The organism is Ectobacillus funiculus, assembly GCF_004138295.1.
Lineage (GTDB): Bacteria > Bacillota > Bacilli > Bacillales > Bacillaceae_G > Ectobacillus > Ectobacillus funiculus.
This window is the reverse complement of record NZ_SCFM01000012.1, coordinates 157,204-181,812: the sequence shown is the minus strand read 5'-3', so window position 1 is coordinate 181,812 and position 24,609 is coordinate 157,204. Positions and strand designations below refer to the sequence as shown.

Sequence of the window (24,609 nt, the reverse complement as noted above, 5' to 3'; positions counted from 1 at the left end):
CATTGTTTTATGTCGTGTTATTTTTCGTCTCGGCGCTTTAGGGTTGGGGAGAAATTTGTGGAAAAGGAGAGATTACTATGGCAGTTACTCGAGGTCTTGAAGGGGTAGTAGCCACAACCTCATCGATTAGTTCTATTATTGATGACACTTTAACATATGTAGGCTACACAATCGATGACTTGGCAGAGCACGCTTCGTTTGAAGAGGTTGTGTATTTATTGTGGCACCGCAAGCTTCCAAACAAAACAGAACTAGAGGAGCTAAAATCTCAGCTAGCTGAAAACGCGCAAATTCCTGCAGAAATTATCGCATATCTAAAAGCAACAAACTTAAATACAGCCCATCCAATGTCTGTCCTTCGTACAGTTATTTCCATGCTATCCTTATATGATGAAAGCGCAGAATCGATGGAAGGAAAATCTAATTATTTGAAAGCGGTTAAACTGCAAGCACAGGTCTCAACAATTGTAGCCGCATATTCCCGTATCCGCAAAGGCTTGGAACCAGTTGCTCCCAATACAAAACTCAGCTTCGCAGCTAACTTTTTGTACATGCTGAATAATAGAGAGCCGAATGAAATTGAGATTCAAGCATTTGACAAAGCGCTCGTTCTTCATGCTGACCATGAGCTGAATGCATCGACATTTACGGCGCGTGTGTGCGTAGCGACGCTTTCGGATGTGTATTCTGGTATTACAGCTGCAATTGGAGCGTTAAAAGGCCCTCTTCATGGTGGTGCAAATGAAAATGTGATGAAGATGCTTATGGAGATTGGCGATGTAGAAAATGTAGAGCCATACATCTTAAATGCGTTGAACAACAAAGTAAAGATTATGGGCTTTGGACATCGTGTATATAGAGGTGGAGATCCACGCGCAAAGCACTTAAAGGAAATGTCCAAGAAAATTGGTGAAGTTACAGGCGAAACGAAATGGTATGAAATGTCCTTGCAAATTGAGGAAATCGTAACATCTTCCAAAAATTTACCGCCAAATGTAGATTTCTATTCTGCTTCTATGTACCATTGTTTAGGAATTGATCATGATTTATTTACACCAATTTTTGCGATTAGCCGCATGTCTGGCTGGCTTGCGCACATTCTTGAGCAGTACGAAAACAATCGCCTAATCCGTCCGCGTGCGGATTATACAGGTCCTACACATCAAACGTATGTGCCTGTTGAGAAAAGAGGATAATTTTGTTTGAAAGTTTGCCTGTTTCGGGTAGACTGAATAGTGGCAATATGACAACTAGTTATTGAGGTTGATTAGGACCCGCTTGCGGGTCTCTAGTCTGTTTCATACATATTTTATAAGCATGGGGGTAATTACATTGACTACAGGTGAAAAAATTACAGTAACGAACGGTGTATTGAACGTACCAAACAACCCAATCATTCCTTTCATCGAAGGAGATGGAACAGGTCCGGATATTTGGGCAGCTTCTGTACGTGTATTAGACGCAGCAGTTGAAAAAGCATACAAAGGCGAGAAGAAAATCGCTTGGAAGGAAGTACTTGCGGGTGAGAAAGCCTTCAACCAAACAGGTGAGTGGCTTCCTCAAGAAACACTTAATTTAATTGATGAGTACTTGCTTGCGATCAAAGGTCCTTTAACAACTCCAGTAGGCGGCGGTATTCGTTCTCTAAACGTGGCATTGCGTCAAGAACTTGACTTGTATGTATGTGTACGTCCTGTTCGCTATTTTGAAGGAGTTCCGTCACCAGTAAAGCGTCCAGAAGACACTGATATGGTAATTTTCCGTGAAAATACTGAGGACATCTATGCAGGTATTGAATATCAAAAAGGCTCTGCAGAAGTCCAAAAGGTGCTTGAATTCCTGCAAACTGAAATGGGCGTAAAGAAAATCCGCTTCCCTGAAACATCTGGTATCGGTATTAAGCCTGTTTCTGAAGAGGGAACAAAGCGTTTGGTTCGCGCAGCTATCCAATATGCAGTTGATCATGGCCGTAAATCTGTAACGCTTGTTCACAAAGGAAATATTATGAAGTTTACAGAAGGTGCGTTCAAGAACTGGGGTTACGAAGTGGCTGAGCAAGAGTTCAGCGATCAAGTGTTCACTTGGGCGCAATACGATCGTCTTGTAGAAGAGCAAGGCAAGCAAGCAGCGAATGAAGCGCAAGCAGCAGCAGAAGCAGCTGGCAAAATCATCGTGAAGGATTCTATTGCAGATATTTTCTTGCAACAAATTTTAACTCGTCCAAAAGAGTTCGACGTAGTGGCAACAATGAACTTAAACGGCGACTATATTTCTGATGCATTAGCAGCACAAGTAGGTGGCATTGGTATTGCACCTGGCGCTAACATCAACTACGTAACAGGACATGCTATTTTCGAAGCGACACACGGTACAGCTCCGAAGTATGCAGGACTTGATAAAGTGAATCCGTCTTCTGTTATCCTTTCAGGCGTATTAATGCTTGAGCATCTTGGCTGGAACGAAGCAGCAAACCTAATTGTAGGATCTATGGAGAAAACAATTGCTTCTAAAGTAGTAACATACGATTTCGCACGTTTAATGGACGGAGCAACAGAAGTAAAATGCTCTGAGTTTGGCGACGAGTTAATTAAGAACATGGACACGGTTCAAGTAAACGCGTAAGCAGGTTTCAGGTGTATTAACGCTTGAACATCTTGGCTGAAACGAAGCTGCAAACCTGATTGGATAGGGTCTATGAAGAAAACAATTGCTTCTAAAGTGTTAACATACGATTTCGCACGTTTAATGGACGGAGCAACAGAAGGAAATGCTCTGGGTTTGGCGATAAGTTAATTAAAAACATGGAGCGCGTTTCAAGTAAACGCGTAACAGGAGCAGGGGGAATTCTCATGACAATCAAACGTAAAAAGGTTTCTGTTATCGGTGCAGGGTTTACGGGAGCAACAACAGCATTCTTACTAGCGCAAAGGGAATTAGCTGATGTAGTATTAGTTGATATTGCACCATTAGAAAACCCGACTAAGGGAAAAGCGCTGGACATGCTTGAAGCAAGCCCAGTACAAGGCTTTGATGCAAATATTATCGGTACTGCTGACTATGCTGACACTGCTGATTCCGATGTGGTTGTAGTTACTGCAGGAATTGCACGTAAGCCTGGTATGAGCCGTGATGATCTTGTGGCAACAAACTCCAAAATTATGAAGAGTGTAGCTAAAGAAATCGTAAAGTATTCTCCAAACACAACAATTGTTGTGTTAACGAATCCTGTTGATGCGATGACTTATACAATCTTTAAGGAGTCTGGCCTTCCAAAAGAGCGTGTAATTGGGCAGTCCGGCGTACTTGATACGGCTCGCTTCCGTACGTTTGTAGCGCAGGAATTAAACCTGTCTGTAAAGGATGTGACAGGCTTCGTATTAGGCGGTCACGGTGACGATATGGTTCCGCTTGTACGTTATTCCTATGCTGGCGGTATTCCACTGGAGACATTAATTCCAAAGGACCGTTTAGATGCGATTGTCGAGCGTACACGTAAAGGCGGCGGTGAAATCGTAAACCTTTTAGGAAACGGCAGTGCATACTACGCTCCGGCTGCTTCCCTTGTTGAAATGACAGAAGCAATCCTAAAAGATCAGCGTCGCGTATTGCCTGCTATTGCTTATTTAGAAGGTGAGTATGGCTACAGCGATTTATACTTAGGTGTTCCTGTTATTCTTGGCGGAAACGGAATTGAAAAGGTTATCGAGCTGGATCTTCTTGACGAAGAAAAAGCGGCACTTGACCGTTCTGTCGAAGCTGTACGCAACGTAATGAAAGTACTTGCTTAATAAATTTAGAAAAAAGATTCGGGGGACTCCTCGAATCTTTTTTTACATTGTAAGAAAGTATAAATTTCCAGCTAGGAGTGAATTCGACGTAATCGGAAATTTTAGGAGTACAACATAAGTGCAACTACCCCTCTGTCTTCGCCAATCGGTGACTTTTTCAAGGATGTAAGTTTTTATGTACTATTCCTTTTTTAAACAAACAGGGGATCCGGAAAGGGGTTTTCAATTTTCATATTTTTTAGTTGAATAAGAATGATGAAACCTTTAGCATAAAGAAGAGTGAATCTCTCTTTACACTTTGGGAAAGCATAAATTTCCAGCGAGAAGCGAATTCGACGCAGTCGGAAATTTTAAGAACAAAGTATAAGTGCAACTACGCCTCTGTCTTCGCCTAGCGGCTTGCCAGTCGGCGAGTTTTCTTTACAAAGAGCTGTTTGTATAAAGAAATATTTCGATCAAAAGGAGCACTGCAATGGAGCTGAACAACTGGTTAAATCGGGATATGCCTGAGGTAGCACAAAAGTTGGAAAAGATTAATATGGATCATTTTTTCAAGGAAAAGACAATCGGGTTTGCTGGTAAAGAGATTGTCTACAAGGTATTGTTTCACTTGCGCTCTGCATTGTTTCCTGGGGTGTACGAAAACTACCCTATTGATGAGACGAGAGCGAACATTCTAATCGGGAATCGAATCCGAAATGCGGCTGTAGATTTGAGTAACTTAATCGAGAAGGCCTTTAAGAATGAGTGTGCGATGAAGTATAAAACATTGGTGGAACGACGGGATCGTGCAAATGAAATTACGATCCATTTGATTAATAAGCTGCCTGAAATACGCGAAACGTTAAATACAGATATTGAGGCTGCCTATAATGGGGACCCAGCAGCATTAAATACGGAAGAAATCTTGCTTAGCTATCCTTCTATCGAGGCTATTAGTATATACAGAATTGCGCACGTATTATACGCGATGCATGTACCTCTCATACCGAGAATGATGTCGGAATATGCTCATCAGCTAACGGGAATTGATATTCATCCGGGCGCTGAAATCGGAGAAAGCTTCTTTATTGATCACGGGACAGGCGTTGTAATCGGTGAAACATGTATTATTGGGAAGAATGTAAAAATATATCAAGGTGTGACACTTGGAGCAAAAAGTTTTCCGCTTGATGAGAATGGGAATCCGATAAAAGGAATCAAGAGGCACCCTGAAATCGAGGAGGGAGTTGTGATTTATGCTGGTGCTACAATTCTTGGAGGAGATACAGTAGTAGGGCATGATTCTACCATCGGGGGCAATGTTTGGCTCACTCATTCTGTTCCGCCGTTTTCACAAGTGTATAATTCTCAGCCATCGCCGACTATTACACAAAGCGTTCCGAAATAAAGCAGCTATACCTATCGGAAGGAAACCTCCTTCAACAATATGCCCTGCTTGGGGCAGTGTGGGGCTTTAGGTTGAGCAATTATTTGTTTTCTAGTATGATACAACTAATAAAATAGACAAATATTCATTGGATGAGGAAGGGTTTTACTTTTTAATCTGGAGGCGTAGAATGAGCAATCGTATTTTAGTAGTGGATGATGAGGAATTTATCTTAACGTTAATAGAATTTAATTTACAGCAAGCTGGATTTGAAGTCATCACCGCTATGGATGGAGCAGAGGGTCTTCGTAAAGCAACAGAAGAAAATCCGGATTTAGTTATACTAGATTTAATGCTGCCGAAAATGGATGGAATGGAAGTATGTAAGGAGCTTCGGCTGCGTCGTATCATGACGCCGATTTTAATGCTAACCGCTAAAGATGATGAATTTGATAAGGTACTCGGTCTTGAATTAGGCGCAGATGATTATATGACAAAGCCGTTCAGCCCTAGAGAGGTTATTGCGCGAGTTAAAGCGATTTTGCGCCGGACGAGAATGAGTGAGGATAACGCACAGGAAGAGCAAGATACGAGCCGTATTATGATTGCTGATTTGAAAATTATGCCGGAGTATTACGAAGCGTACTACCGCGGGGAGAAGCTGGAGCTAACACCAAAGGAATTTGAACTTCTTGTCTATTTGGCTAAGCATAAGGGGCGTGTACTAACGCGTGATCAACTGTTAAGTGCCGTTTGGAACTATGACTTTGCCGGAGATACTCGTATTGTGGATGTTCATATTAGTCATTTGCGCGATAAAATCGAGAGCAATACAAAAAAGCCAGTTTATATTAAAACAATTCGCGGTTTAGGGTATAAGCTGGAAGAGCCGAAAATCAATGAATAAGTTTCGCTCGAAACTTATTCTAGCCTTGATTTCATTGATTGTTGCGGTCCTTGTTGGATTAGGGCTGCTGCTGGGTCAGCTTTTTAAAGGCTTTTATATTGAGAACTTCAATGAACGAATGGAAAGAGAGCTTCGCTATACCGCTTCTGTTTTGGAGAAAACAGGAATTCATGAAACATTGCTTCGTCCGGAGACTCTTATTCAGATACAAGAGAAGTTGAAGGTAAACATTACCCTATTAGATTTAAAAGGGAAACTGTTATACGGTTCAGAGGAGAAGAAGGACCAGGATAATGCGGAAGCAGTGCAAAAGCTTTTGTCAGATTTAAAGGACAATCCTCAAAATGTAGAGATGAGGTATACGGGCAACGATACGTATTATTATGGGGTATTATTGAGTGACAGGCGCTATGATGAAGCGTATTTAATCGTACATTTGTCGATGAGCTCATTTTCATATATGCAGCAAAAAGTATGGGGCTTGCTTATTAGCAGCTTTTTTATCGCATTTATTGTCATCCTTTTATTAGGACTTAGAATTATTGCCCAGTATACAAAACCGATTGAATCGGCGACAAGAGTTGCGATTGAGCTTGCGAAGGGAAATTATAAGGCTCGTGCGTATGAAAATCGTGCTGATGAAACGGGCATGCTGAGTCAGGCAATCAATATTTTAGCACGGAACTTGCAGGAGATGACATTAGCACAGGAGATGCAGCAGGACCGTTTGCATACGCTTATTGAGAACATGGGAAGCGGCATGATTTTAATTGATAGCCGCGGATATATTAGTCTTGTAAATCGCTCATACAAAGAAACGTTTCATGCGACAAATGAGCGATATTTAGATCGTCTTTATTATGAGGCATTTGATCATCAGGAAATCATTGAACTTGTCGAAGAGATTTTCATGACGGAGGTAAAGGTACGTAAGCAAATGCTGCTGCCTCTTGGAATTGAGCGTAAGCATTTTGAAGTATACGGTGCACCGATTATTGGGACAAATCATGAGTGGAAGGGAATTATTCTTGTATTCCATGATATTACTGAGCTGAAAAGGTTAGAGCAAATGCGAAAGGACTTTTTAGCGAATGTATCGCATGAGCTGAAGACGCCGATTACTTCTATTAAGGGCTTTTCTGAAACGCTGCTTGACGGGGCGATGGAGGATCGAAAGCTTCGGGAATATTTTTTAACTATTATTTTGAAAGAAAGCGATCGAATGCAAAACTTGATTGCCGATTTATTAGATTTATCTAAAATTGAGCAACAAGGCTTTAAGCTGCAAATGGGAAATGTGAATTTAAAGATGCTGCTTGAGGAAATTGAAGTGATGCTAAGAGGAAAAGCAGCTAATAAAACAATTGATTTGCAGCTGCAAGCAGCTCAGGATGTCACCATTCCTGGAGATCCGCATCGAATGAAGCAAATTTTTCTTAACCTAATTAGTAATGCAATTGTGTATACACCGGCAGGAGGAAGGGTTGTTGTCTCCCTAGAGACATCTCATCATTGGGTGAGCGTAAAAGTATCAGATACAGGGATTGGTATTGAGAAAGCTGAAATTCCACGGATTTTTGAACGCTTTTACCGCGTGGACAAAGCACGCAGCCGTAATACGGGCGGTACAGGCCTTGGTCTGTCCATCGTAAAGCATCTTGTTGAAGCGCATCGCGGACTTATTACGGTAGAAAGTGATGTAGGGGTCGGTACTACTTTTACAGTGATGCTTCGTCAGAAACAGACTTAGACAAATTTACAGTATATTAACAATATATTTATTTTATATTAATAAAGATTTGTTATTCTAGTTAACGAAAACCCCTTCATCCAAGGAGTAGTTCAAGGCGGAAACATGATTTTCCGTTTCCGCCTGCCTTTTTATCTTGTAACAACAGGTGAAATGTAGCATGAAGGCAACTGACTGTAGTGGAAATGGATACATGTAAGATCTAAGTGTATCTGCATCTTTGTCCTCGCCGAACAGTTCCTGAATTGGTGAGAGCTCTCTTGCAAAATCCTGTGTATATACTTTTATTAAGCCGTTATTTTCCTTCTCTCGTTAGGTCATGCTAATATAGAGGAGGGAAGAAACGGTTTTTTGTTTTATACTTTAAGAAAGTATAAATTTCTAGCTGGGAGACTATTCGACGTAGTGAGAAATTTTAGGAGTAAGTATAAGTACAACTACGCCTCTGTCTTCGCCCGAAGGCAGGGCTTGCCAATCGTCGAGTTTTCTTTCTCTGATTTATGCTATATAGTGGGGAGGCTTGCATATCTTGAAGAAAAAAGTAGTATTAATTGACGGCAATAGCATCGCATACCGCGCCTTTTTTGCGTTGCCGCTGCTCAATAATGATAAGGGAATACATACAAATGCCGTGTACGGCTTTACAATGATGCTGATGCGGATTCTTGAGGAAGAGAAACCAACGCATATGCTCGTTGCATTTGATGCGGGGAAAACGACATTCCGTCATAAAACCTTCGGGGAATACAAGGGGGGGCGTCAAAAAACACCGCCAGAACTGTCAGAGCAATTTCCATTTATTCGTGAGCTTCTGGACAATCTTCAAATTTCCCGTTATGAGCTTGAAAATTATGAAGCTGACGATATTATCGGCACATTAGCGAAAGAAGCGGATGTAGACGGTGCTGAAGTGAGAGTTATTTCAGGAGATCGCGACCTTATTCAGCTTGTGTCGGAGCATACGAGTGTACTAATTACGAGAAAAGGTATTACAGAAGTTGATGAATACACGCCAGAAACCTTATTTGAAAAGCTGTCGCTCCAGCCGGATCAAATTATTGATATGAAAGGTCTAATGGGCGATCCGTCCGATAACATTCCGGGCGTACCTGGTGTAGGGGAAAAGACGGCAATTAAGCTGCTCAAGGAGTTTGGGACAATAGAAAAACTGTATGAAAACTTAGGCAGCGTCAGCGGAAAGAAGCTAAAGGAAAAGCTCGAGGAACATGAACAGCAGGCCTTGATGAGCAAGGAGTTGGCAACCATTTATAGGGAAGCGCCAATTACACTTCATTTACAGGATATTGAATACAAAGGGTACGAGCAGGGAGCTGTTATCCCTCTTTTCAAGCAGCTAGGCTTCAATTCCTTGCTGGATAAGTTCCAGCTTCCAGGAGAAGTAGCGGAAACGGTGCTAGATGAGCTATCGTTTACCGTTGTGGAGGAAGTAAATGAGAATATACTGCGAAGCGGAAGTTCGATAATTGTTGAGGTGCAGGAAGAAAACTATCATGGTGCTGAGGTGCAGGGCTTCGGTATTACCAATGAGACGGGCAGCTATTTTATTCCTGCGGAAGCCGGACTGAACTCAGAACGCTTTCGAGAATGGCTTGCTGATGATAGTGTGAAAAAAAGCATATTCGATGTGAAGCGGGCAATCGTCGCTTTAAAGTGGAAGGGTCTAGAGCTAAGAGGAATTGATTTCGACTTGCTGCTTGCTGCTTATTTGCTTGATCCATCCGAGACAGATAAGGATTTTCGCGCTGTTGCGAAGATGAAGGATGCTCATGCAGTGAAATCCGATGAAGAGGTGTATGGCAAAGGTGCGAAGCGGGCCGTTCCAAATCAAGAGGTCTTATCGGAGCACGTGGCACGCAAATCTCGGGTGCTGTATGAGGTGAAAGAATCATTTGTCTTAGAATTGAAAAAGAATGAGCAGTATGGACTGTTTACAGATTTAGAGCTGCCATTATCTCGAGTGCTCGGGGAAATGGAGTATCTGGGCGTGAAAGTAGACACGAATCGTTTGCTGCGTATGGGAGAGGATTTGTCCGTACAGTTGCAGGCGATTGAAAAAGATATTCATGAGCTAGCAGGCAGTGAATTTAATATTAACTCACCAAAGCAGCTTGGGGTTATTTTATTTGATAAGCTAAACTTGCCGGTATTCAAAAAAACAAAAACAGGTTATTCAACTTCAGCAGATGTGCTTGAGAAGCTAATTGACCATCATGAAATCGTCCCAAAAATCCTGCATTATCGCCAGCTTGGAAAATTATATTCAACGTACATTGAGGGGCTGCTTAAGGTTGTGCATAGTGATTCCTCCAAAATCCATACACGCTTTCAGCAGGCGCTAACCCAAACAGGACGCTTAAGCTCGACGGAGCCGAACCTGCAAAACATTCCGATTCGACTTGAAGAAGGCCGGAAAATTCGCGAAGCGTTCATCCCATCGCAGGAAGGATGGGTTATATTTGCGGCAGATTATTCGCAAATCGAGCTGCGCGTTCTTGCTCACATTGCCAAGGATAAAGGCTTAATGGATGCGTTTTTGCAGGATATGGATGTTCATACGAAAACCGCGATGGACGTATTTGGCGTAAATCAGGATGAAGTAACATCTAATATGAGACGTCAAGCAAAGGCGGTAAACTTCGGAATTGTATATGGAATTAGCGATTATGGCTTATCGCAAAACCTTGGGATTACAAGAAAAGCTGCTGCTGACTTTATTGAAACATACTTCCGAAGCTTTCCTGGTGTAAAGGAGTATATGGATAGCATTGTGCAGGAAGCGAAGCAAGCAGGGTATGTAACAACGCTATTAAATCGCCGTCGCTACATTCCTGAAATTACGAGTCGTAATTTTAATTTGCGAAGCTTTGCCGAGCGTACTGCGATGAATACACCTATCCAAGGAAGTGCGGCTGATATTATTAAGCAGGCGATGATTGTAATGTTTGAGCGTTTGCAGGAGGAAAAATTAACTGCGCGCCTCTTGCTTCAGGTACATGACGAATTGATTTTCGAGGCTCCGAAGGAAGAAATCGAAAAATTGGAGAAGCTTGTTCCAGAAGTGATGGAGCATGCGGTTGAGTTATCTGTGCCATTAAAGGTGGACTACTCCTATGGTCCAACATGGTATGATGCAAAATAAAGGACTGTGACAAAACTCCCTCTAATTGCGAGGGAGTTTTGTTTGCCCTGTGATAAGGTATAAACTTCCAGCTGGAGGCGAATTCGACGTGGTCGGAAATGTTAAGAATACAGGATAAGTGCAGCTACACCTCTGTCTTCGCCTAAGGGCCGGCGAGTTTTCAGCAGCTAGAAGCTTCATGATAACAATGTAAGGATGTGATAGATATGCCTGAACTGCCAGAGGTAGAAACGGTGAGACGAACGCTAGAGATACTTGTCGAAGGAAAGCAAATTGAAGATGTAATTGTGACATATGGAAAACTTGTCAAAGAACCCGACGATGTCAAATTATTCCAGGAGATGCTAAAGGGTGAAGTCATTGAAGGAATACGGCGCAGAGGGAAGTTTTTATTAATTGATTTGACGCACTATACGCTTGTCTCTCACTTGCGCATGGAAGGGAAATACCGTCTGCAGGATGCGAGTGAGCCTGTGGACAAGCATACACATGTACGCTTTCAGTTTACCGATGGAACCGAGCTGCACTACAATGACGTTCGTAAATTTGGGACGATGCATATGTATAAAAAAGGAGAAGAGCATCTTTGTCCGTCTCTTGCCGATTTAGGGCCAGAGCCTTTTTCAGACGAGTTGACTGCGGTATATTTGATGGAAAAGCTGAAGAAAACGCAGCGGAAAATTAAGGCTGTTCTGTTGGATCAGCGTATACTTGTTGGACTGGGAAATATTTATGTAGATGAAGTACTATTTCGTTCTCATATTCACCCAGAACGGGAGGCTTCTTCCTTACAGCTTTCTGAAATTGAAGCAATGCAGAAGGAAATTGTCGCAACGCTAACAGAGGCGGTAGAAAAAGGTGGAAGCACGATCCGGACATATATCAATTCCCAAGGAAAAATTGGGACGTTCCAGAAAAGTTTATATGTCTATGGCCGAAAGGGTGAATCTTGCCCGTCATGTGGGACGCCAATTGAGAAAACAGTTGTTGGCGGACGAGGTACGCACTATTGCCCAATTTGCCAAAACTAAAAAGGACAATAACATCGGATAGGCTTTTGTCATATATATACACCATATGAACATAAACGAAGCTTTCCCCTAAATCTAAAGGGAAAGGCGGACATATGGAAGGGAGCCCAACGATGCACCATTATGTTGCTTTGTTTCTTTTGGCATTGACGCTAAGCCTTGACAGCTGCAGCGTAGGCCTTACGTATGGACTGAGAAAGGTGAGGATTCCGGCAAAATCAATTATTGTAATATCCCTTTGTTCAGCAGTTGTCATGATCCTTTCTATGGGGATTGGTCATCTCGTTGCGCAAGTTTTTTCACCCGCTCTCGCAACAAAGATTGGGGGGGCTGTTCTTATTGGGATAGGTGCATGGGTGTTATATCAATTTTTTCAAGCAGACAAAAAGGAAGAGCCGCCAGTAGAGGAAACAACAGTGTGGAATCTGGAAATCCGTTCTCTTGGTATTGTTATTCAGATCTTGAGGAAGCCGACGATGGCCGATTTTGATAAATCTGGTATAATTTCCGGCATTGAAGCCCTTATGTTAGGGTTAGCGCTATCGCTAGACTCTTTTGGGGCCGGGATTGGAGCCTCGTTGCTTGGGTTTTCTCCGGTGCTTCTTGCTATATTGGTTGCAGTGATGAGCTCTATATTTTTAACAGTGGGCATGAAGGTCGGTATGTGGTTTTCTGGTGTTTCATGGCTGCAGCGATTGACATTCCTGCCCGGTATTTTGCTTATTATTATTGGTATTTGGAAGATGTAGGGGAGCTGCTGTAAGAAATCTGTGTCAGCTTAAATGTATTTTCTATACTTACACGTATGAGGTGATTCCCAAGAGGAGGTTTTTTTCTCTTGTGAGTCACCTCTTTCTTAGTTTTGAGAATTCAGACAGCGTAGCTTTTTGAAAAGTTTGCCGGAAGGATGAAGTATAATAATAGGGATAAAATGACAGGAGAGATGCTATATGACAATTGTAATTGGGTTAACAGGAGGTATCGCAAGCGGCAAAAGTACTGTTGCCGCTATGCTGCGTGATTTCCATATTCCCATAATTGATGCAGATATCATTGCAAGGGAAGTGGTGGAACCTGGAAAGGAAGCATATAAAGGAATTATTGATGCCTTTGGACAAGAAATCTTACAAACAAATGGAGAGATTGACCGTCAGAAGCTCGGAAGCATTGTATTTCATAATGAGGAAAAACGCCTTCTTTTGAATCGTATTGTCCACCCTGCTATTCGTATGGAAATGAACCGGCAAAAAGACATGTATATTGAACAGGGTGAGAAAGCAATTGTTCTGGATATTCCGCTTCTCTTTGAAAGCAAACTAACTTCGCTTGTCCATAAGGTGCTGCTTGTATACGTAGGCGAGGAGGTACAATTACATAGGCTCATGCAGCGTAACCATTTAACAGCAGAGGAGGCGAGGGCGCGTATAGCCTCGCAAATGCCTTTAAGGAAAAAGATAACATTAGCAGATGAAGTGATTAATAATAATGGCACAATAGAACATACAAAAACTCAATTAGTCAGCATTTTAGAAAAATGGTCACTCGAATTATAACGAAATACCCATAATATGAATTTATTGGTGACTATATATCCATTTATGTTATACTATTTATGGGGTTTATGAGTTAAAAGTATAACATAAATAGGGGGCTGGAAAATGGTGCGTGTGGCGATTAATGGGTTTGGTCGTATTGGTAGAATGGTGTTCCGTCAGGCAATTAAAGAAAGTGCATTTGAAATTACAGCGATTAATGCCAGCTATCCCGCTGAGACATTAGCTCATTTAATCAAATATGATACGGTTCATGGGAAATTTGATGGAACAGTGGAAGCGTCTGAGGATCATTTGTTAGTCGATGGAAAAAAGGTGCGCTTATTAAATGAACGCGATCCAAGGAAGCTACCTTGGAAAGAGCTCGGCATTGATATCGTGATCGAAGCAACGGGGAAATTCAATGCGAAGGAAAAAGCAATGGACCATGTTGAAGCAGGAGCAAAAAAGGTTATTTTAACAGCGCCAGGCAAAGGTGAGGATATTACAGTTGTAGTGGGGGTTAATGAACAGCAGCTTGATATTGCACAGCATACTATCATTTCGAATGCCTCTTGTACGACAAACTGCCTAGCGCCTGTTGTAAAAATTCTTGATGAGCAGTTCGGTATTGAAAACGGTTTGATGACGACCGTTCACGCATATACAAATGACCAAAAAAACATTGACAACCCACACAAGGATTTACGAAGAGCACGAGCTTGTGCACAGTCTATTATTCCGACAACAACAGGAGCGGCCAAAGCGTTATCCAAGGTTCTCCCTCATCTGTCAGGCAAGCTTCATGGTATGGCCCTTCGTGTACCAACAATAAATGTATCGCTTATTGATCTTGTTGTTGATGTAAAACGAGATGTTACCGCGGAGGAAATTAACGATGCGTTTCGGGCTGCTGCCAGAAGCTCCATGATGGGAATTATTGAAGTTTGCGACGAACCGCTCGTATCAGTGGATTTTAATACAAACGCCAGCTCCGCGATTATTGATGGGTTATCCACGATGGTGATGGGAACACGTAAAGTAAAGATACTGGCGTGGTACGATAATGAATGGGGATACTCTAAACGTGTTGTAGATCTTGTAGGAATGGTTACTGAGCAGTTCGCAGCGAGAGGGAAGGCGCAGCCCGCCTAAACAGAATAGATAATGAACGTCTGCAGAGGAAGTATTGATGTTTATACATGTGGTGATCGTATTAACCTGCATGTAACAGTTGACGATATTGCAGAAAGCCTTGATGCGACAACACGCGAAAGCATCGAACCTCCGCGTGGAACTGAAGGCTTTGAAATTAACTAACGAGATGCAAAAGCTCTTTAAAAAACAATATATTTGCTTTAAAATGTAAAGAGGTGTAGAACGCACCTCTTTTTTAGTTTACACTTTAAGAAAAGGCTAAATTTTTAGCTGCAAGACAATTCGCTGCAGCTGGAAAGTTTAAGAATACAGTATAAGTAGGGCTACGCCCCTGTCTTCGCCCAAGGGCAGGCTCGCCAATCGGCGAGTTTTCTTTACACTGTAGAAAATATCATTGGTGATAGAACTATAACTTGTTGTTGTGTAGGAGGAGAGTTTTATGAGCATCATGCAGAAGGTGAAGCAGGTTTTTTCCACACATGCTGAAACAATGGATTCACACTCGGACGAACAGCTGCGCAGCCGTTATTATAAAACAAATACACAAAATGCGTTAAAGGCTGTTGAAGATGTTATTCGTGGTTTAAAAGGCTATACAGTTACATCCGTTTCTCCTGAACGCGGGGAAATGAGTGTGAATATTGCTGGATCTAGGAAAGCATTTGTTGTTGTGACTGTCATTACAATTCGTCCATTTGAGACGGCAATTGATTTCTCCGTTACGACTGAAACGCCGTTGCCGAGTGATTTCGGATTTAGTAAGAAGGTTATTATGGAGCTGTATAACCAATTGGACAAGCAGCTCGTGTTTATTGGATCGGGATTAGGCGCAAAGCTATAACGAGCAAAGGAAAAGAAATAAATGAGGAGTGATGACGATGCGTTGTCCGAATTGTTCTCATAATGGTACAAGAGTGCTCGATTCTCGTCCGGTTGATGATGGACGATCTATTCGCAGACGCAGAGAATGCGAAAGCTGTCTATATCGTTTTACAACATTTGAGCGTGTGGAAGAGACGCCGCTGATTGTTGTCAAGAAGGACGGAACACGTGAGCAGTTTAGCAAAGAAAAAATGTTACGAGGGCTGATTAAGGCCTGTGAAAAACGGCCTGTTTCCTTGAAGCAGCTTGAAGATGTTACACAGCATGTAGAACGAGAGCTGCGCAACATCGGGGTATCTGAGGTGGAAAGCGATAAAGTAGGGGAAATGGTAATGGAAGCGCTCAGGGATATTGATGAGGTGGCTTACGTGCGCTTCGCCTCAGTTTATCGACAATTTAAAGACTTAAATGTGTTTATTGAGGAATTAAAGGATATTCTGCAAAAAGGCGGGAAGTAAGAAGAGCTTGAGGCATAAGTGCTATCGGCTCTTTTTTATCCGCATCAATATACAGTGAAAGGAATCAATTAAGATGGAAAGACAGTCATGGAGAGAGCTGCTGCCGGTGGATCGGTATCGTGTATGTGCCAGCGGACTGCTGCATGAGCATGACCGTCATATGTTAACGATGCTGTATCAGCCGTTGATTGGCAGTAAAGCAATCGGCTTATACAATACATTGTGGGGTGAACTGAAACAGTACGTTTCGGGTGGTGAAGAAAGCAATCATCATGCACTGATGATTCATATGTACATGCCGCTTCCTGAAATTTATGAAGAACGCATGAAGCTAGAGGCGTTGGGGCTATTAAAGGTGTATGTAAAAAAAGAACAGGACATCCGTTCATTTTTGTATGAATTACAGCCGCCCTTGTCGCCTAAGCAGTTTTTTGATGATGTTGTGTTAAATATCTTTTTATATAATCGTCTTGGTAAAACAAAGTACAACAAGCTGAAGCAATCCTTTTTGGAGCAGGAATCTGATGCTTCGGCTTACAGCGAAGTAACGCATTCTTTTAATGATGTGTTCCAATCGTTTTCTCCTTCACAAATCGCCTCTTTACAGGAGGAAGTGAGTGTGCCTTCAGGATTTGCGGCACCGGGCCGGACAGCTGGCAAGGCACCGAGTATTTGGAATGATTTCTTTGACTTCGAGCTGTTTGCAGAAGGGCTTTCAGCACTTGTTCCGAAAAAGGCCCTTACGGCACATGTAAAGGAAGCTATTGTGAAGCTTGCTTATGTATACGGTATGAATGCATTGGCGATGCAAAATGTCGTGCTTGGCGCAGTAACGGAGCATCATACGATTGATATGGAAAAGCTGCGCAAAGGTGCACGAGACTGGTATCAATTTGAAAATGGAAGTGCTGTGCCCGTATTCAGCGAACGTGTGCAGCCGCTTGATGCAAGAACGATGCAGCATAAAGAACCGTCTAGTCAGGAGGAACTGCTTATTCAGCAGCTTGAGCAAATTTCACCGCGGGAGCTGTTAAAGGAAATCTCAGGCGGTACAGAGCCGACTGCGGCAGACTTAAAGATTATAGAGGACGTTATGCTGTCACAAAAGCTGTTGCCAGGTGTGGTAAATGTACTCATTTATTACGTTATGCTGAGAACAGATATGAAGCTCTCCAAAACATATGTTGAGAAAATAGCGGGGCATTGGGCACGTAAGAAAGTAACAACCGTACAGGACGCCATGATGCTCGCAAAAGAAGAAAACCGTCAATATCAAGAATGGGCTACCTCGAAAAAGACGCCGAAGAAGCGCGCAACAACGCGCAAGGAGCAGCTGCCGGAATGGCTGGAGGAACAAAAGCAACAGTCAGCAACTTCTCAGAGTCAAACAGAGAGTGCAATCGATTTGGAAGAAGAACGACGTCGCTTAGAGGAAGAGTTAAAAATGTATAAGAAGGAATAAAGGAATTTGTGTCCTTTGGAGGTGAAAAGATGGAACATGTTCAAAACTCCTTCGCCAATCTCATGAAAAATGAGGATTTCAAGAAACGATATGCTTCGTTGAAGGAGCAGGTGCTGTCACATCCGCGTATTCAACGATTTCTGCTTGAGCAAGAGGGGGAGGTAACCACTTCTATGCTTGAAGGCAGCCTTGTGAAGCTGTATGAATATATAGGTCAAAGTATGAACTGTGATGAATGTCAAACATTGGAACAATGTAAAAATATGCTGCAGGGCTACCATCCCCATCTTGTGATTCAAGGGAAACGGATTGATATTCAATATGACCGCTGTCCGCGTAAGGTGGCGTACGATGAGCGTAAAAAGCAGGAGTCTCTTATTCAAAGCTTGTATGTTCCAAGGGACATATTAGAAGCATCTATGGGAGGACTAGATCTTTCGCAATTAGAAAGAGTACAAGCAATTCGTGCCGCTAGCGAATTTCTAAAGGAATATGAGCTTGGCAAGAAGGTTAAGGGTTTATATCTATATGGACCATTTGGGGTAGGAAAGACATATATTTTAGGTGCGATTGCTAATGAATTAGCCGAACGGAAAATCTCTTCTATGCTTGTATACTTACCAGAATTCCTGCGTGAAATCAAAAGCTCCATTCAGGATAATACAATCAGTGATAAAATTGACGCGGTGAAGCGAGTACCGGTTCTGATGCTTGATGACATTGGGGCAGAAGCGATGTCAAGCTTTGTTCGGGATGATGTGTTAGGAGCTATTTTGCAATTTCGGATGCTGGAAAATCTGCCAACCTTCTTTACTTCTAATTTCAACATGCAGGAACTTGAGCATCATTTAACCTATTCGCAGCGCGGAGAAGAGGAGCGGATGAAGGCGGCTCGTATTATGGAACGAATTAAATATTTGGCGAAGCCAGTGCAAGTCAAAGGTGAGAATCGCCGCCATCAAGGGAGTAATCAAGGGGAGTAAGGACAGCTTGCTTCCTTTGTCTTTTGATGTATATACGTAGGTTTATGCAAAGGTTGTTTTACTACAGGAGAAAAGCGATTGGATTCCGCTTTTCTTTTTTTTGTCAAGAGTTTCTTGTATCATTTTTTGCTCCCCCTTTTAATATACATAAAATAGGTGATGATCTTAAAGGGGGGACAAAAGTGATCGAAATCCGCTTTGAAGAAGAGCATGATGCGCGCATGATGTACGAGCATTTGCTGAAAGGTGCGGAAACTGCGCATGAAAGTATGAGCGTGCTTTTGGAGGAATCAACAGTGGTCGTTCATATTCCGCCTGGGGACGTATGGTGTGCAGATGAAGTATTGATTCCGGCAATTATTCGTTTTATTACAGATGTGAAGGAAGAAAAATGGATTTTATCGATTTTAGAACAGGCCTTTTTATATCGCGATCAGGACGAACGGATGCAAATTCTACATATTGTTCATTCGCTATTAGACGGGAAATTGCAGGATATACCATATAAGGGTCTGCAGAAAGAAAGGAGAAGTTTGCTAGAGGCGTCTCTGGCGGAATTTGTACAAAACCCTATTTCCTTTTCCTTTGATTCCTATGTGAAGTTTCGTTTGAGGTACTATATGGCGTATTTGGTTCGATTAACAGAGCTTGCGATTGATGAATATAAGCTTGAGCAGGAGTATCAGTCCTTTGTGGAACTGCTTCGGCAGCATGTGTATACACGAAAACCTCGGCTGTCTTGCCTTCATCTCGTCTATAACGGAAGTTTCACTTTTTACGATGAACGTGGCTCTTGTTTAAATCAGGAGAGGTTGGTCCAATATATAGACGAGGGTATTGTGTACAATCAAGAGTCGTATATCGATCCTAATATTATTGCGCCGCTGTTATCGATTGCGCCGAAAACGATTTATCTATATACCGCTCATATAGATGACAATATGATTATTACAATTCGAAATGTGTTTCAAGAACGTGTAATTGTTCATACTATCGGAGAGTTTGAAAAAATGATGGGCAAGCAGGTAAGAAAACAGTAATGCTCCCTTGCTTTTCTTTTGCGTTGCGAATATAATTACGTACATAATGTGAATATAACATAAGTAATGATGAGGACATGAATTTCTTTTTACGATTCTCAGAGAGGGAGGCCTTAGGCTGTGAGCTTCCTAATACGAAAAAGTTGTTTACCACCTCTGAACTTCAGCGATGAATTGATAGTAATTGCTGACGGTAAACACCGTTATAATACTTGAGCGATTCATAGATGTGAATCGGAACAAGGGTGGAACCACGAGAAATCAACACTCGTCCCTTTTTGGGGACGGGTGTTTTTTATTTTTATGAAGGAGCTGAATGACATGGCAGAAAGTATTAAAATTACATTCCCAGATGGAGCTGTAAAGGAGTTTCCGCACGGGACAACAACAGAAGACATCGCTGCTTCCATTAGCCCTGGCTTAAAGAAAAAGGCTGTGGCAGGAAAGTTGAATGATACATTGCTTGACTTGAAGACACCTATTCAAGAGGATGGCAGCATCGCCATTGTTACATTGGATACTAAGGAAGGCGCAGAGATTTTGCGTCACTCTACAGCCCATTTGCTTGCACAGGCATTAAAGCGTTTGTATAAAGATGTGAAGCTTGGCATCGGACCAGTTATTGAAAATGGTTTTTACTACGATATCGATTTAGAAGAGCCAATTACAGCAGAAGATCTCCCGAAGATTGAGAAGGAAATGGAGCGCATCGTAAAGGAAAATATTGAGATTGTGCGCCAAGAGGTGAGCCGTGAGGAGGCGCTGCGCCGTTATGAAGAAATTGGTGATTATCTAAAGTTAGAACTGATTAATGACATTCCTGCGGATCAAACATTGTCTATTTATGAGCAAGGTGAATTTTTTGACCTATGCCGCGGCATCCATCTTCCGTCTACAGGAAAAATCAAAGCATTTAAGCTATTAAGCGTGGCGGGTGCTTACTGGCGCGGTGATAGCAAAAACAAAATGCTTCAGCGCATCTATGGTACTGCGTTTGCAAAGAAGGAAGAGCTTACGGAGCATCTTCGCCTGCTAGAGGAAGCGAAGGAGCGCGACCACCGCAAGCTTGGCAAGGAATTAAAGCTATTTACAAACTCGCAAAAGGTTGGGCAAGGCTTGCCGCTTTGGCTGCCAAAGGGCGCGACAATCCGCCGCATTATCGAGCGTTATATTGTCGATAAGGAAGTAGCACTCGGTTATGATCACGTTTATACACCAGTTATGGGAAGCGTTGAATTGTACAAAACATCTGGTCACTGGGATCACTATCAGGATGGCATGTTCCCTCCAATGGAAATGGACAATGAACAGCTTGTGCTTCGTCCGATGAACTGTCCGCACCATATGATGGTATATAAGCATGATATCCATAGCTACCGCGAGCTGCCGATTCGGATTGCAGAGCTTGGCACAATGCATCGTTATGAGATGTCCGGGGCGTTAACAGGTTTGCAACGCGTACGCGGCATGACTTTGAATGATGCTCATATCTTTGTTCGTCCAGATCAAATTAAAGAAGAGTTTATCCGTGTTGTTCGCTTGATTTTAGAGGTGTATAAGGACTTTGGTTTAGAAGACTATTCCTTCCGTCTATCGTATCGTGACCCAGAAGATACAGAGAAATATTTCAATGATGACGAAATGTGGAATAAAGCACAAAGCATGCTGAAGGAAGCTATGGATGAAATGGGCTACGACTACTATGAGGCAGAGGGTGAAGCTGCATTCTACGGTCCAAAGCTGGATGTGCAGGTGCGCACAGCGCTTGGCAAGGATGAAACATTGTCTACTGTACAGCTTGATTTCTTGCTTCCAGAGCGCTTTGATTTAACATATATCGGTGAAGATGGCAAGCATCACCGCCCTGTTGTCATCCACCGCGGCGTTGTTTCTACAATGGAACGTTTTGTTGCGTTCTTAATTGAGGAATACAAAGGTGCGTTCCCAACATGGCTTGCACCGGTACAGGTGCAGGTGATTCCTGTTTCTCCTCAAGTACATCTGGATTATGCGAAGAAGGTACAAGAGGAGCTTCAGCTTGCAGGGATCCGGGTTGAGCTGGATACACGCGACGAGAAAATCGGCTACAAAATCCGCGAGGCACAAATGCAAAAAATTCCGTACATGCTCGTAGTTGGTGATAACGAGGTACAGGAAACTGGTGTTAATGTGCGTAAGTACGGTGAGCAAAAGTCAGAAACAATGCCGCTTGCAGCGTTTGTAGATATGATTCGAAAAGAAGGAAAACGATAAGAAGGCTTGCTTCTTGTAAAAAGGTGCCGCATCATGAACGGCACCTTTTTGCACTGTAGGAAAATATAAATTTCCAGCTAGAAGTGAATTCGACGTAGTCGGAAGTTTTAGGAATACAGTATAAGGGCAACTACGCCGCTGTCCTCGCCAGTCAGTGAGTTTTCTCTATTCCGCCTTAATTTGTTAGCATCGTAAAAAGAAACACTATAGTCTAGTCAAAAGGACTGTGTTCTAAACATACTCCTTTAAAAAAATATTGCATCATTTCCGTTTCTCTGCTACAATACTTTTTGTTGTTACTTTTACATGTGACTTCTTGACATAGGATTACCAAATATGGTATAGTTTCTGAGGAAAAAGAATACTTAATTTGTGAACAAGCAGGAGCACCCGCTTCTCACCTGATTGACGCTAGAAGGCAGTTAACAGGTTACAACATATGTTGTATGTAACGGATATAAACAGTTACAGTGTGGGTGTATTGTATATGCCCGCACTTTTTTATTGGGCGCAAACATTCTGCCGCAGAAGTATTCTCATAAAACCTTGGAGGTGGCTTACTATTAGCAAGGACATGATGATCAATGAGCAAATTCGTGCTCGTGAGGTACGTTTAGTTGGACCGACTGGCGATCAGCTTGGAATTAAATCCCGTCAAGAAGCGATGGAAATCGCTGCCAATGTGAATCTCGATCTTGTTATGGTTGCTCCAACTGCGAAACCACCTGTGTGCCGCATTATGGACTACGGAAAATTCCGCTTTGAGCAGCAAAAGAAAGAGAAAGATCAGCGTAAAAACCAAAAAATTATTAGTATTAAAGAAATTCGTTTAAGCCCGACAATTGATGAGCATGACTTCAACACGAAGCTTCGCAATGCCATTAAGTTTTTAGAGAAAGGCGATAAGGTTAAAGCATCTATTCGCTTTAAAGGACGCGCGATTACTCATAAAGAAATCGGTCAACGCGTATTAGATCGTTTCTCTGAAGCTTGTGCAGAGGTAAGTACAGTGGAATCCGCTCCGCGTATGGACGGTCGCAGCATGTTCTTAGTTTTAGCACCTAAAAACGATAGCAAGTAATAGAGGAGGAAACCCACATGCCTAAACAAAAAACTCACCGTGGCGCTGCAAAGCGTTTCAAAAAGACTGGAACTGGTAAGCTTAAGCGTTCCCATGCTTACACAAGCCACTTATTCGCTAACAAATCTACAAAAGCAAAACGCAAGCTTCGTAAAGCTGGAGTAGTAAGCGCAGGCGATTTCAAACGTATTCGCCAAATGCTTGACAACATTTAATCAGACTTCGGTTAACATAGATATCTTAGGAGGTAAGAAATATGCCAAGAGTAAAAGGCGGTACAGTTACTCGTAAACGTCGTAAAAAAGTTTTAAAATTAGCTAAAGGTTTCTACGGTTCTAAACATACATTATTTAAAGTTGCTAACCAACAGGTTATGAAATCTTTAATGTATGCATTCCGCGACCGTCGCCAAAAGAAACGTGACTTCCGCAAACTTTGGGTTACTCGTATCAATGCGGCTGCTCGTATCAACGGTCTTTCCTACAGCAAATTCATGCACGGCTTAAAATTAGCTGGCATCGAAGTAAACCGCAAAATGCTTGCTGACCTTGCTGTAACTGATGCACAAGGCTTTGCACAATTAGCGGAAGCTGCGAAAAGCAGCTTAAATAAGTAATTTATTGAATCCCTTTAGGACACGTCCTGAAGGGATTTTTACTTTTTACACTTTAAGAAAGTATAAATTTCTAGCTGGAAGCCAATTCGACGTAGTTGGAAATTTTAAGAATACAGTATAAGTGTAACTACGCCTTTGTCTTTATCGAATGGTTCGCCAATCAGTGAGTTTTCTTTACAGGGTAGATAAAATTATTAAAAGATAAAATATTCATGTAAGCGTATCCTTGTGTTGGAAATTGTCTTTCTTCGTGTTATTTGCAGTCTTGTATCTAAAAACACGTATAGAGCTATACTGCTGATGCTCTTGACAGATCTTGTCGAATTTTGTATCGTTTTCAAGTATGTTTTAAAAAATAAGGGAGGATCACATGAACAGTCAAGTACAGCAAGTTAAAATTACAACGGCAGATCCATCTGCACTTGGGTTATTCGGTCTTGCGATGGTGACGCTTGTCGCGTCTTCACAAAAGCTCGGTTGGACCGAAGGAGTTTCTCTTGTTCTGCCATGGGCCATTTTCTTAGGTGGCTTTGCTCAATTGTTTGCATGTATTCACGATGCAAAGCACAATAACACGTTCGGAACAACAGCTTTTGGCGCATTTGCTTTGTTTTGGTTCGGTGTTGGTACATCGTGGCTGATTAATCTAGGAGTGTTTGGAGAGGCATTGGCGAAAGCTGCTGACCCAAAGCAACTGGGCATTGCATTTATTGGTTATTTAATTTTTAGCATTTTTATGACAATTGGAGCAATGGAAACACATAAAGTACTATTTATCATTTTTGTTCTTATTGATTTCTTATTTATCGGTTTGTCATTAAGTACGTTAGGTGTTGCTCCTGAATTTACTCATGAAATTGCGGCATTTGCGGAGTTATTCATTGCGCTATTTTCGTTTTATGCTTCGGCTGCCGCAGTGTTGAACACACATTTTGGACGAGTTGTTCTTCCAGTTGGCAAGCCATTTGGGATATTCAAGAAATAATATAGGTGCAAGCTATTATAGTTTTAATTGAATCTTTAATTGAAGGCCGGGTAATCTTACCTCTGGCCTTTTTGTTTTTCATCTAGTACATAAAATATGAGATAGCACCTGTTAATAAATCGTCTTTCCTCAATAAAAGCGCACTGATATAATG

The 24,609-nt window shown here is 42.1% G+C and carries 21 protein-coding genes, 2 pseudogenes and 2 other annotated features; all 23 genes and pseudogenes read left to right on the top strand.

The window, feature by feature from the left end; all coding sequences use genetic code 11:
• The first annotated feature begins 77 nt into the window (after positions 1-77).
• Complete coding sequence (gene citZ / locus EP737_RS09900; protein WP_129727808.1) at positions 78-1,196, top strand: citrate synthase; 1,119 nt, start codon at positions 78-80, stop codon at positions 1,194-1,196.
• A gap of 136 nt (positions 1,197-1,332) precedes the next feature.
• The gene (gene icd / locus EP737_RS09895; protein ID WP_129727807.1) at positions 1,333-2,622 is read left to right on the top strand and encodes an NADP-dependent isocitrate dehydrogenase; all 1,290 of its coding nucleotides are present in this window, start codon (positions 1,333-1,335) and stop codon (positions 2,620-2,622) included.
• Between the two features lie 4 nt (positions 2,623-2,626).
• Positions 2,627-2,807: pseudogene (locus EP737_RS09890) on the top strand (isocitrate/isopropylmalate family dehydrogenase); the annotation flags it as partial.
• 42 nt (positions 2,808-2,849) lie between these two features.
• Positions 2,850-3,788, top strand: coding sequence for a malate dehydrogenase (mdh, locus tag EP737_RS09885; RefSeq protein WP_129727883.1), 939 nt, complete (start codon positions 2,850-2,852; stop codon positions 3,786-3,788).
• Between the two features lie 472 nt (positions 3,789-4,260).
• Positions 4,261-5,178, top strand: coding sequence for a serine O-acetyltransferase EpsC (gene epsC, locus EP737_RS09880; protein ID WP_129727806.1), 918 nt, complete (start codon positions 4,261-4,263; stop codon positions 5,176-5,178).
• Between the two features lie 169 nt (positions 5,179-5,347).
• Positions 5,348-6,064: a response regulator transcription factor gene (locus EP737_RS09875; protein WP_129727805.1), complete on the top strand. Its 717-nt coding sequence runs from the start codon at positions 5,348-5,350 to the stop codon at positions 6,062-6,064.
• Positions 6,057-7,814, top strand: a complete 1,758-nt coding sequence (gene pnpS, locus EP737_RS09870; RefSeq protein WP_129727804.1) for a two-component system histidine kinase PnpS — start codon at positions 6,057-6,059, stop codon at positions 7,812-7,814. The genes EP737_RS09875 and pnpS overlap by 8 nt, the downstream gene beginning before the upstream one ends.
• Positions 7,815-8,343: 529 nt before the next feature.
• Complete coding sequence (gene polA, locus EP737_RS09865) at positions 8,344-10,974, top strand: DNA polymerase I (RefSeq protein WP_129727803.1); 2,631 nt, start codon at positions 8,344-8,346, stop codon at positions 10,972-10,974.
• Positions 10,975-11,180: 206 nt separating this feature from the next.
• On the top strand, positions 11,181-12,005 hold the full coding sequence (gene mutM, locus EP737_RS09860; protein WP_129727802.1) for a DNA-formamidopyrimidine glycosylase: 825 nt from the start codon (positions 11,181-11,183) through the stop codon (positions 12,003-12,005).
• Between the two features lie 113 nt (positions 12,006-12,118).
• Positions 12,119-12,754: a sporulation membrane protein YtaF gene (gene ytaF / locus EP737_RS09855; RefSeq protein ID WP_129727801.1), complete on the top strand. Its 636-nt coding sequence runs from the start codon at positions 12,119-12,121 to the stop codon at positions 12,752-12,754.
• A 201-nt stretch (positions 12,755-12,955) separates the two neighbouring features.
• Positions 12,956-13,558 (top strand): dephospho-CoA kinase, encoded by a 603-nt coding sequence (gene coaE, locus EP737_RS09850; protein WP_129727800.1) that lies wholly within the window; start codon positions 12,956-12,958, stop codon positions 13,556-13,558.
• Positions 13,559-13,663: 105 nt separating this feature from the next.
• Complete coding sequence (locus tag EP737_RS09845) at positions 13,664-14,692, top strand: glyceraldehyde-3-phosphate dehydrogenase (RefSeq protein WP_129727799.1); 1,029 nt, start codon at positions 13,664-13,666, stop codon at positions 14,690-14,692.
• Between the two features lie 30 nt (positions 14,693-14,722).
• Positions 14,723-14,857, top strand: a pseudogene (locus EP737_RS25520) (adenosylmethionine decarboxylase); the annotation flags it as partial.
• Between the two features lie 277 nt (positions 14,858-15,134).
• Positions 15,135-15,536, top strand: coding sequence for a cytosolic protein (locus EP737_RS09840; RefSeq protein ID WP_129727798.1), 402 nt, complete (start codon positions 15,135-15,137; stop codon positions 15,534-15,536).
• Between the two features lie 37 nt (positions 15,537-15,573).
• Positions 15,574-16,035 (top strand): transcriptional regulator NrdR, encoded by a 462-nt coding sequence (gene nrdR, locus EP737_RS09835; RefSeq protein WP_129727797.1) that lies wholly within the window; start codon positions 15,574-15,576, stop codon positions 16,033-16,035.
• A 73-nt stretch (positions 16,036-16,108) separates the two neighbouring features.
• Positions 16,109-17,497 (top strand): replication initiation and membrane attachment family protein, encoded by a 1,389-nt coding sequence (locus EP737_RS09830; protein ID WP_129727796.1) that lies wholly within the window; start codon positions 16,109-16,111, stop codon positions 17,495-17,497.
• 29 nt (positions 17,498-17,526) lie between these two features.
• Positions 17,527-18,480, top strand: a complete 954-nt coding sequence (dnaI, locus tag EP737_RS09825; protein WP_129727795.1) for a primosomal protein DnaI — start codon at positions 17,527-17,529, stop codon at positions 18,478-18,480.
• Positions 18,481-18,662: 182 nt separating this feature from the next.
• Positions 18,663-19,520: a putative sporulation protein YtxC gene (ytxC, locus tag EP737_RS09820; protein ID WP_129727794.1), complete on the top strand. Its 858-nt coding sequence runs from the start codon at positions 18,663-18,665 to the stop codon at positions 19,518-19,520.
• 57 nt (positions 19,521-19,577) lie between these two features.
• Positions 19,578-19,799 (top strand) — a binding site (T-box leader).
• Between the two features lie 42 nt (positions 19,800-19,841).
• On the top strand, positions 19,842-21,773 hold the full coding sequence (gene thrS, locus EP737_RS09815; protein WP_129727793.1) for a threonine--tRNA ligase: 1,932 nt from the start codon (positions 19,842-19,844) through the stop codon (positions 21,771-21,773).
• A 372-nt stretch (positions 21,774-22,145) separates the two neighbouring features.
• Positions 22,146-22,282 (top strand) — a sequence feature (ribosomal protein L20 leader region).
• A gap of 65 nt (positions 22,283-22,347) precedes the next feature.
• Complete coding sequence (gene infC, locus EP737_RS09810; RefSeq protein ID WP_129727882.1) at positions 22,348-22,854, top strand: translation initiation factor IF-3; 507 nt, start codon at positions 22,348-22,350, stop codon at positions 22,852-22,854.
• A gap of 17 nt (positions 22,855-22,871) precedes the next feature.
• Entirely contained in the window at positions 22,872-23,069 is a 198-nt protein-coding gene (gene rpmI, locus EP737_RS09805; protein ID WP_129727792.1) for a 50S ribosomal protein L35, read from the top strand.
• A gap of 41 nt (positions 23,070-23,110) precedes the next feature.
• The gene (rplT, locus tag EP737_RS09800; protein WP_129727791.1) at positions 23,111-23,470 is read left to right on the top strand and encodes a 50S ribosomal protein L20; all 360 of its coding nucleotides are present in this window, start codon (positions 23,111-23,113) and stop codon (positions 23,468-23,470) included.
• Positions 23,471-23,840: 370 nt separating this feature from the next.
• Entirely contained in the window at positions 23,841-24,455 is a 615-nt protein-coding gene (locus tag EP737_RS09795; protein WP_129727790.1) for an acetate uptake transporter, read from the top strand.
• Positions 24,456-24,609: the final 154 nt, after the last annotated feature.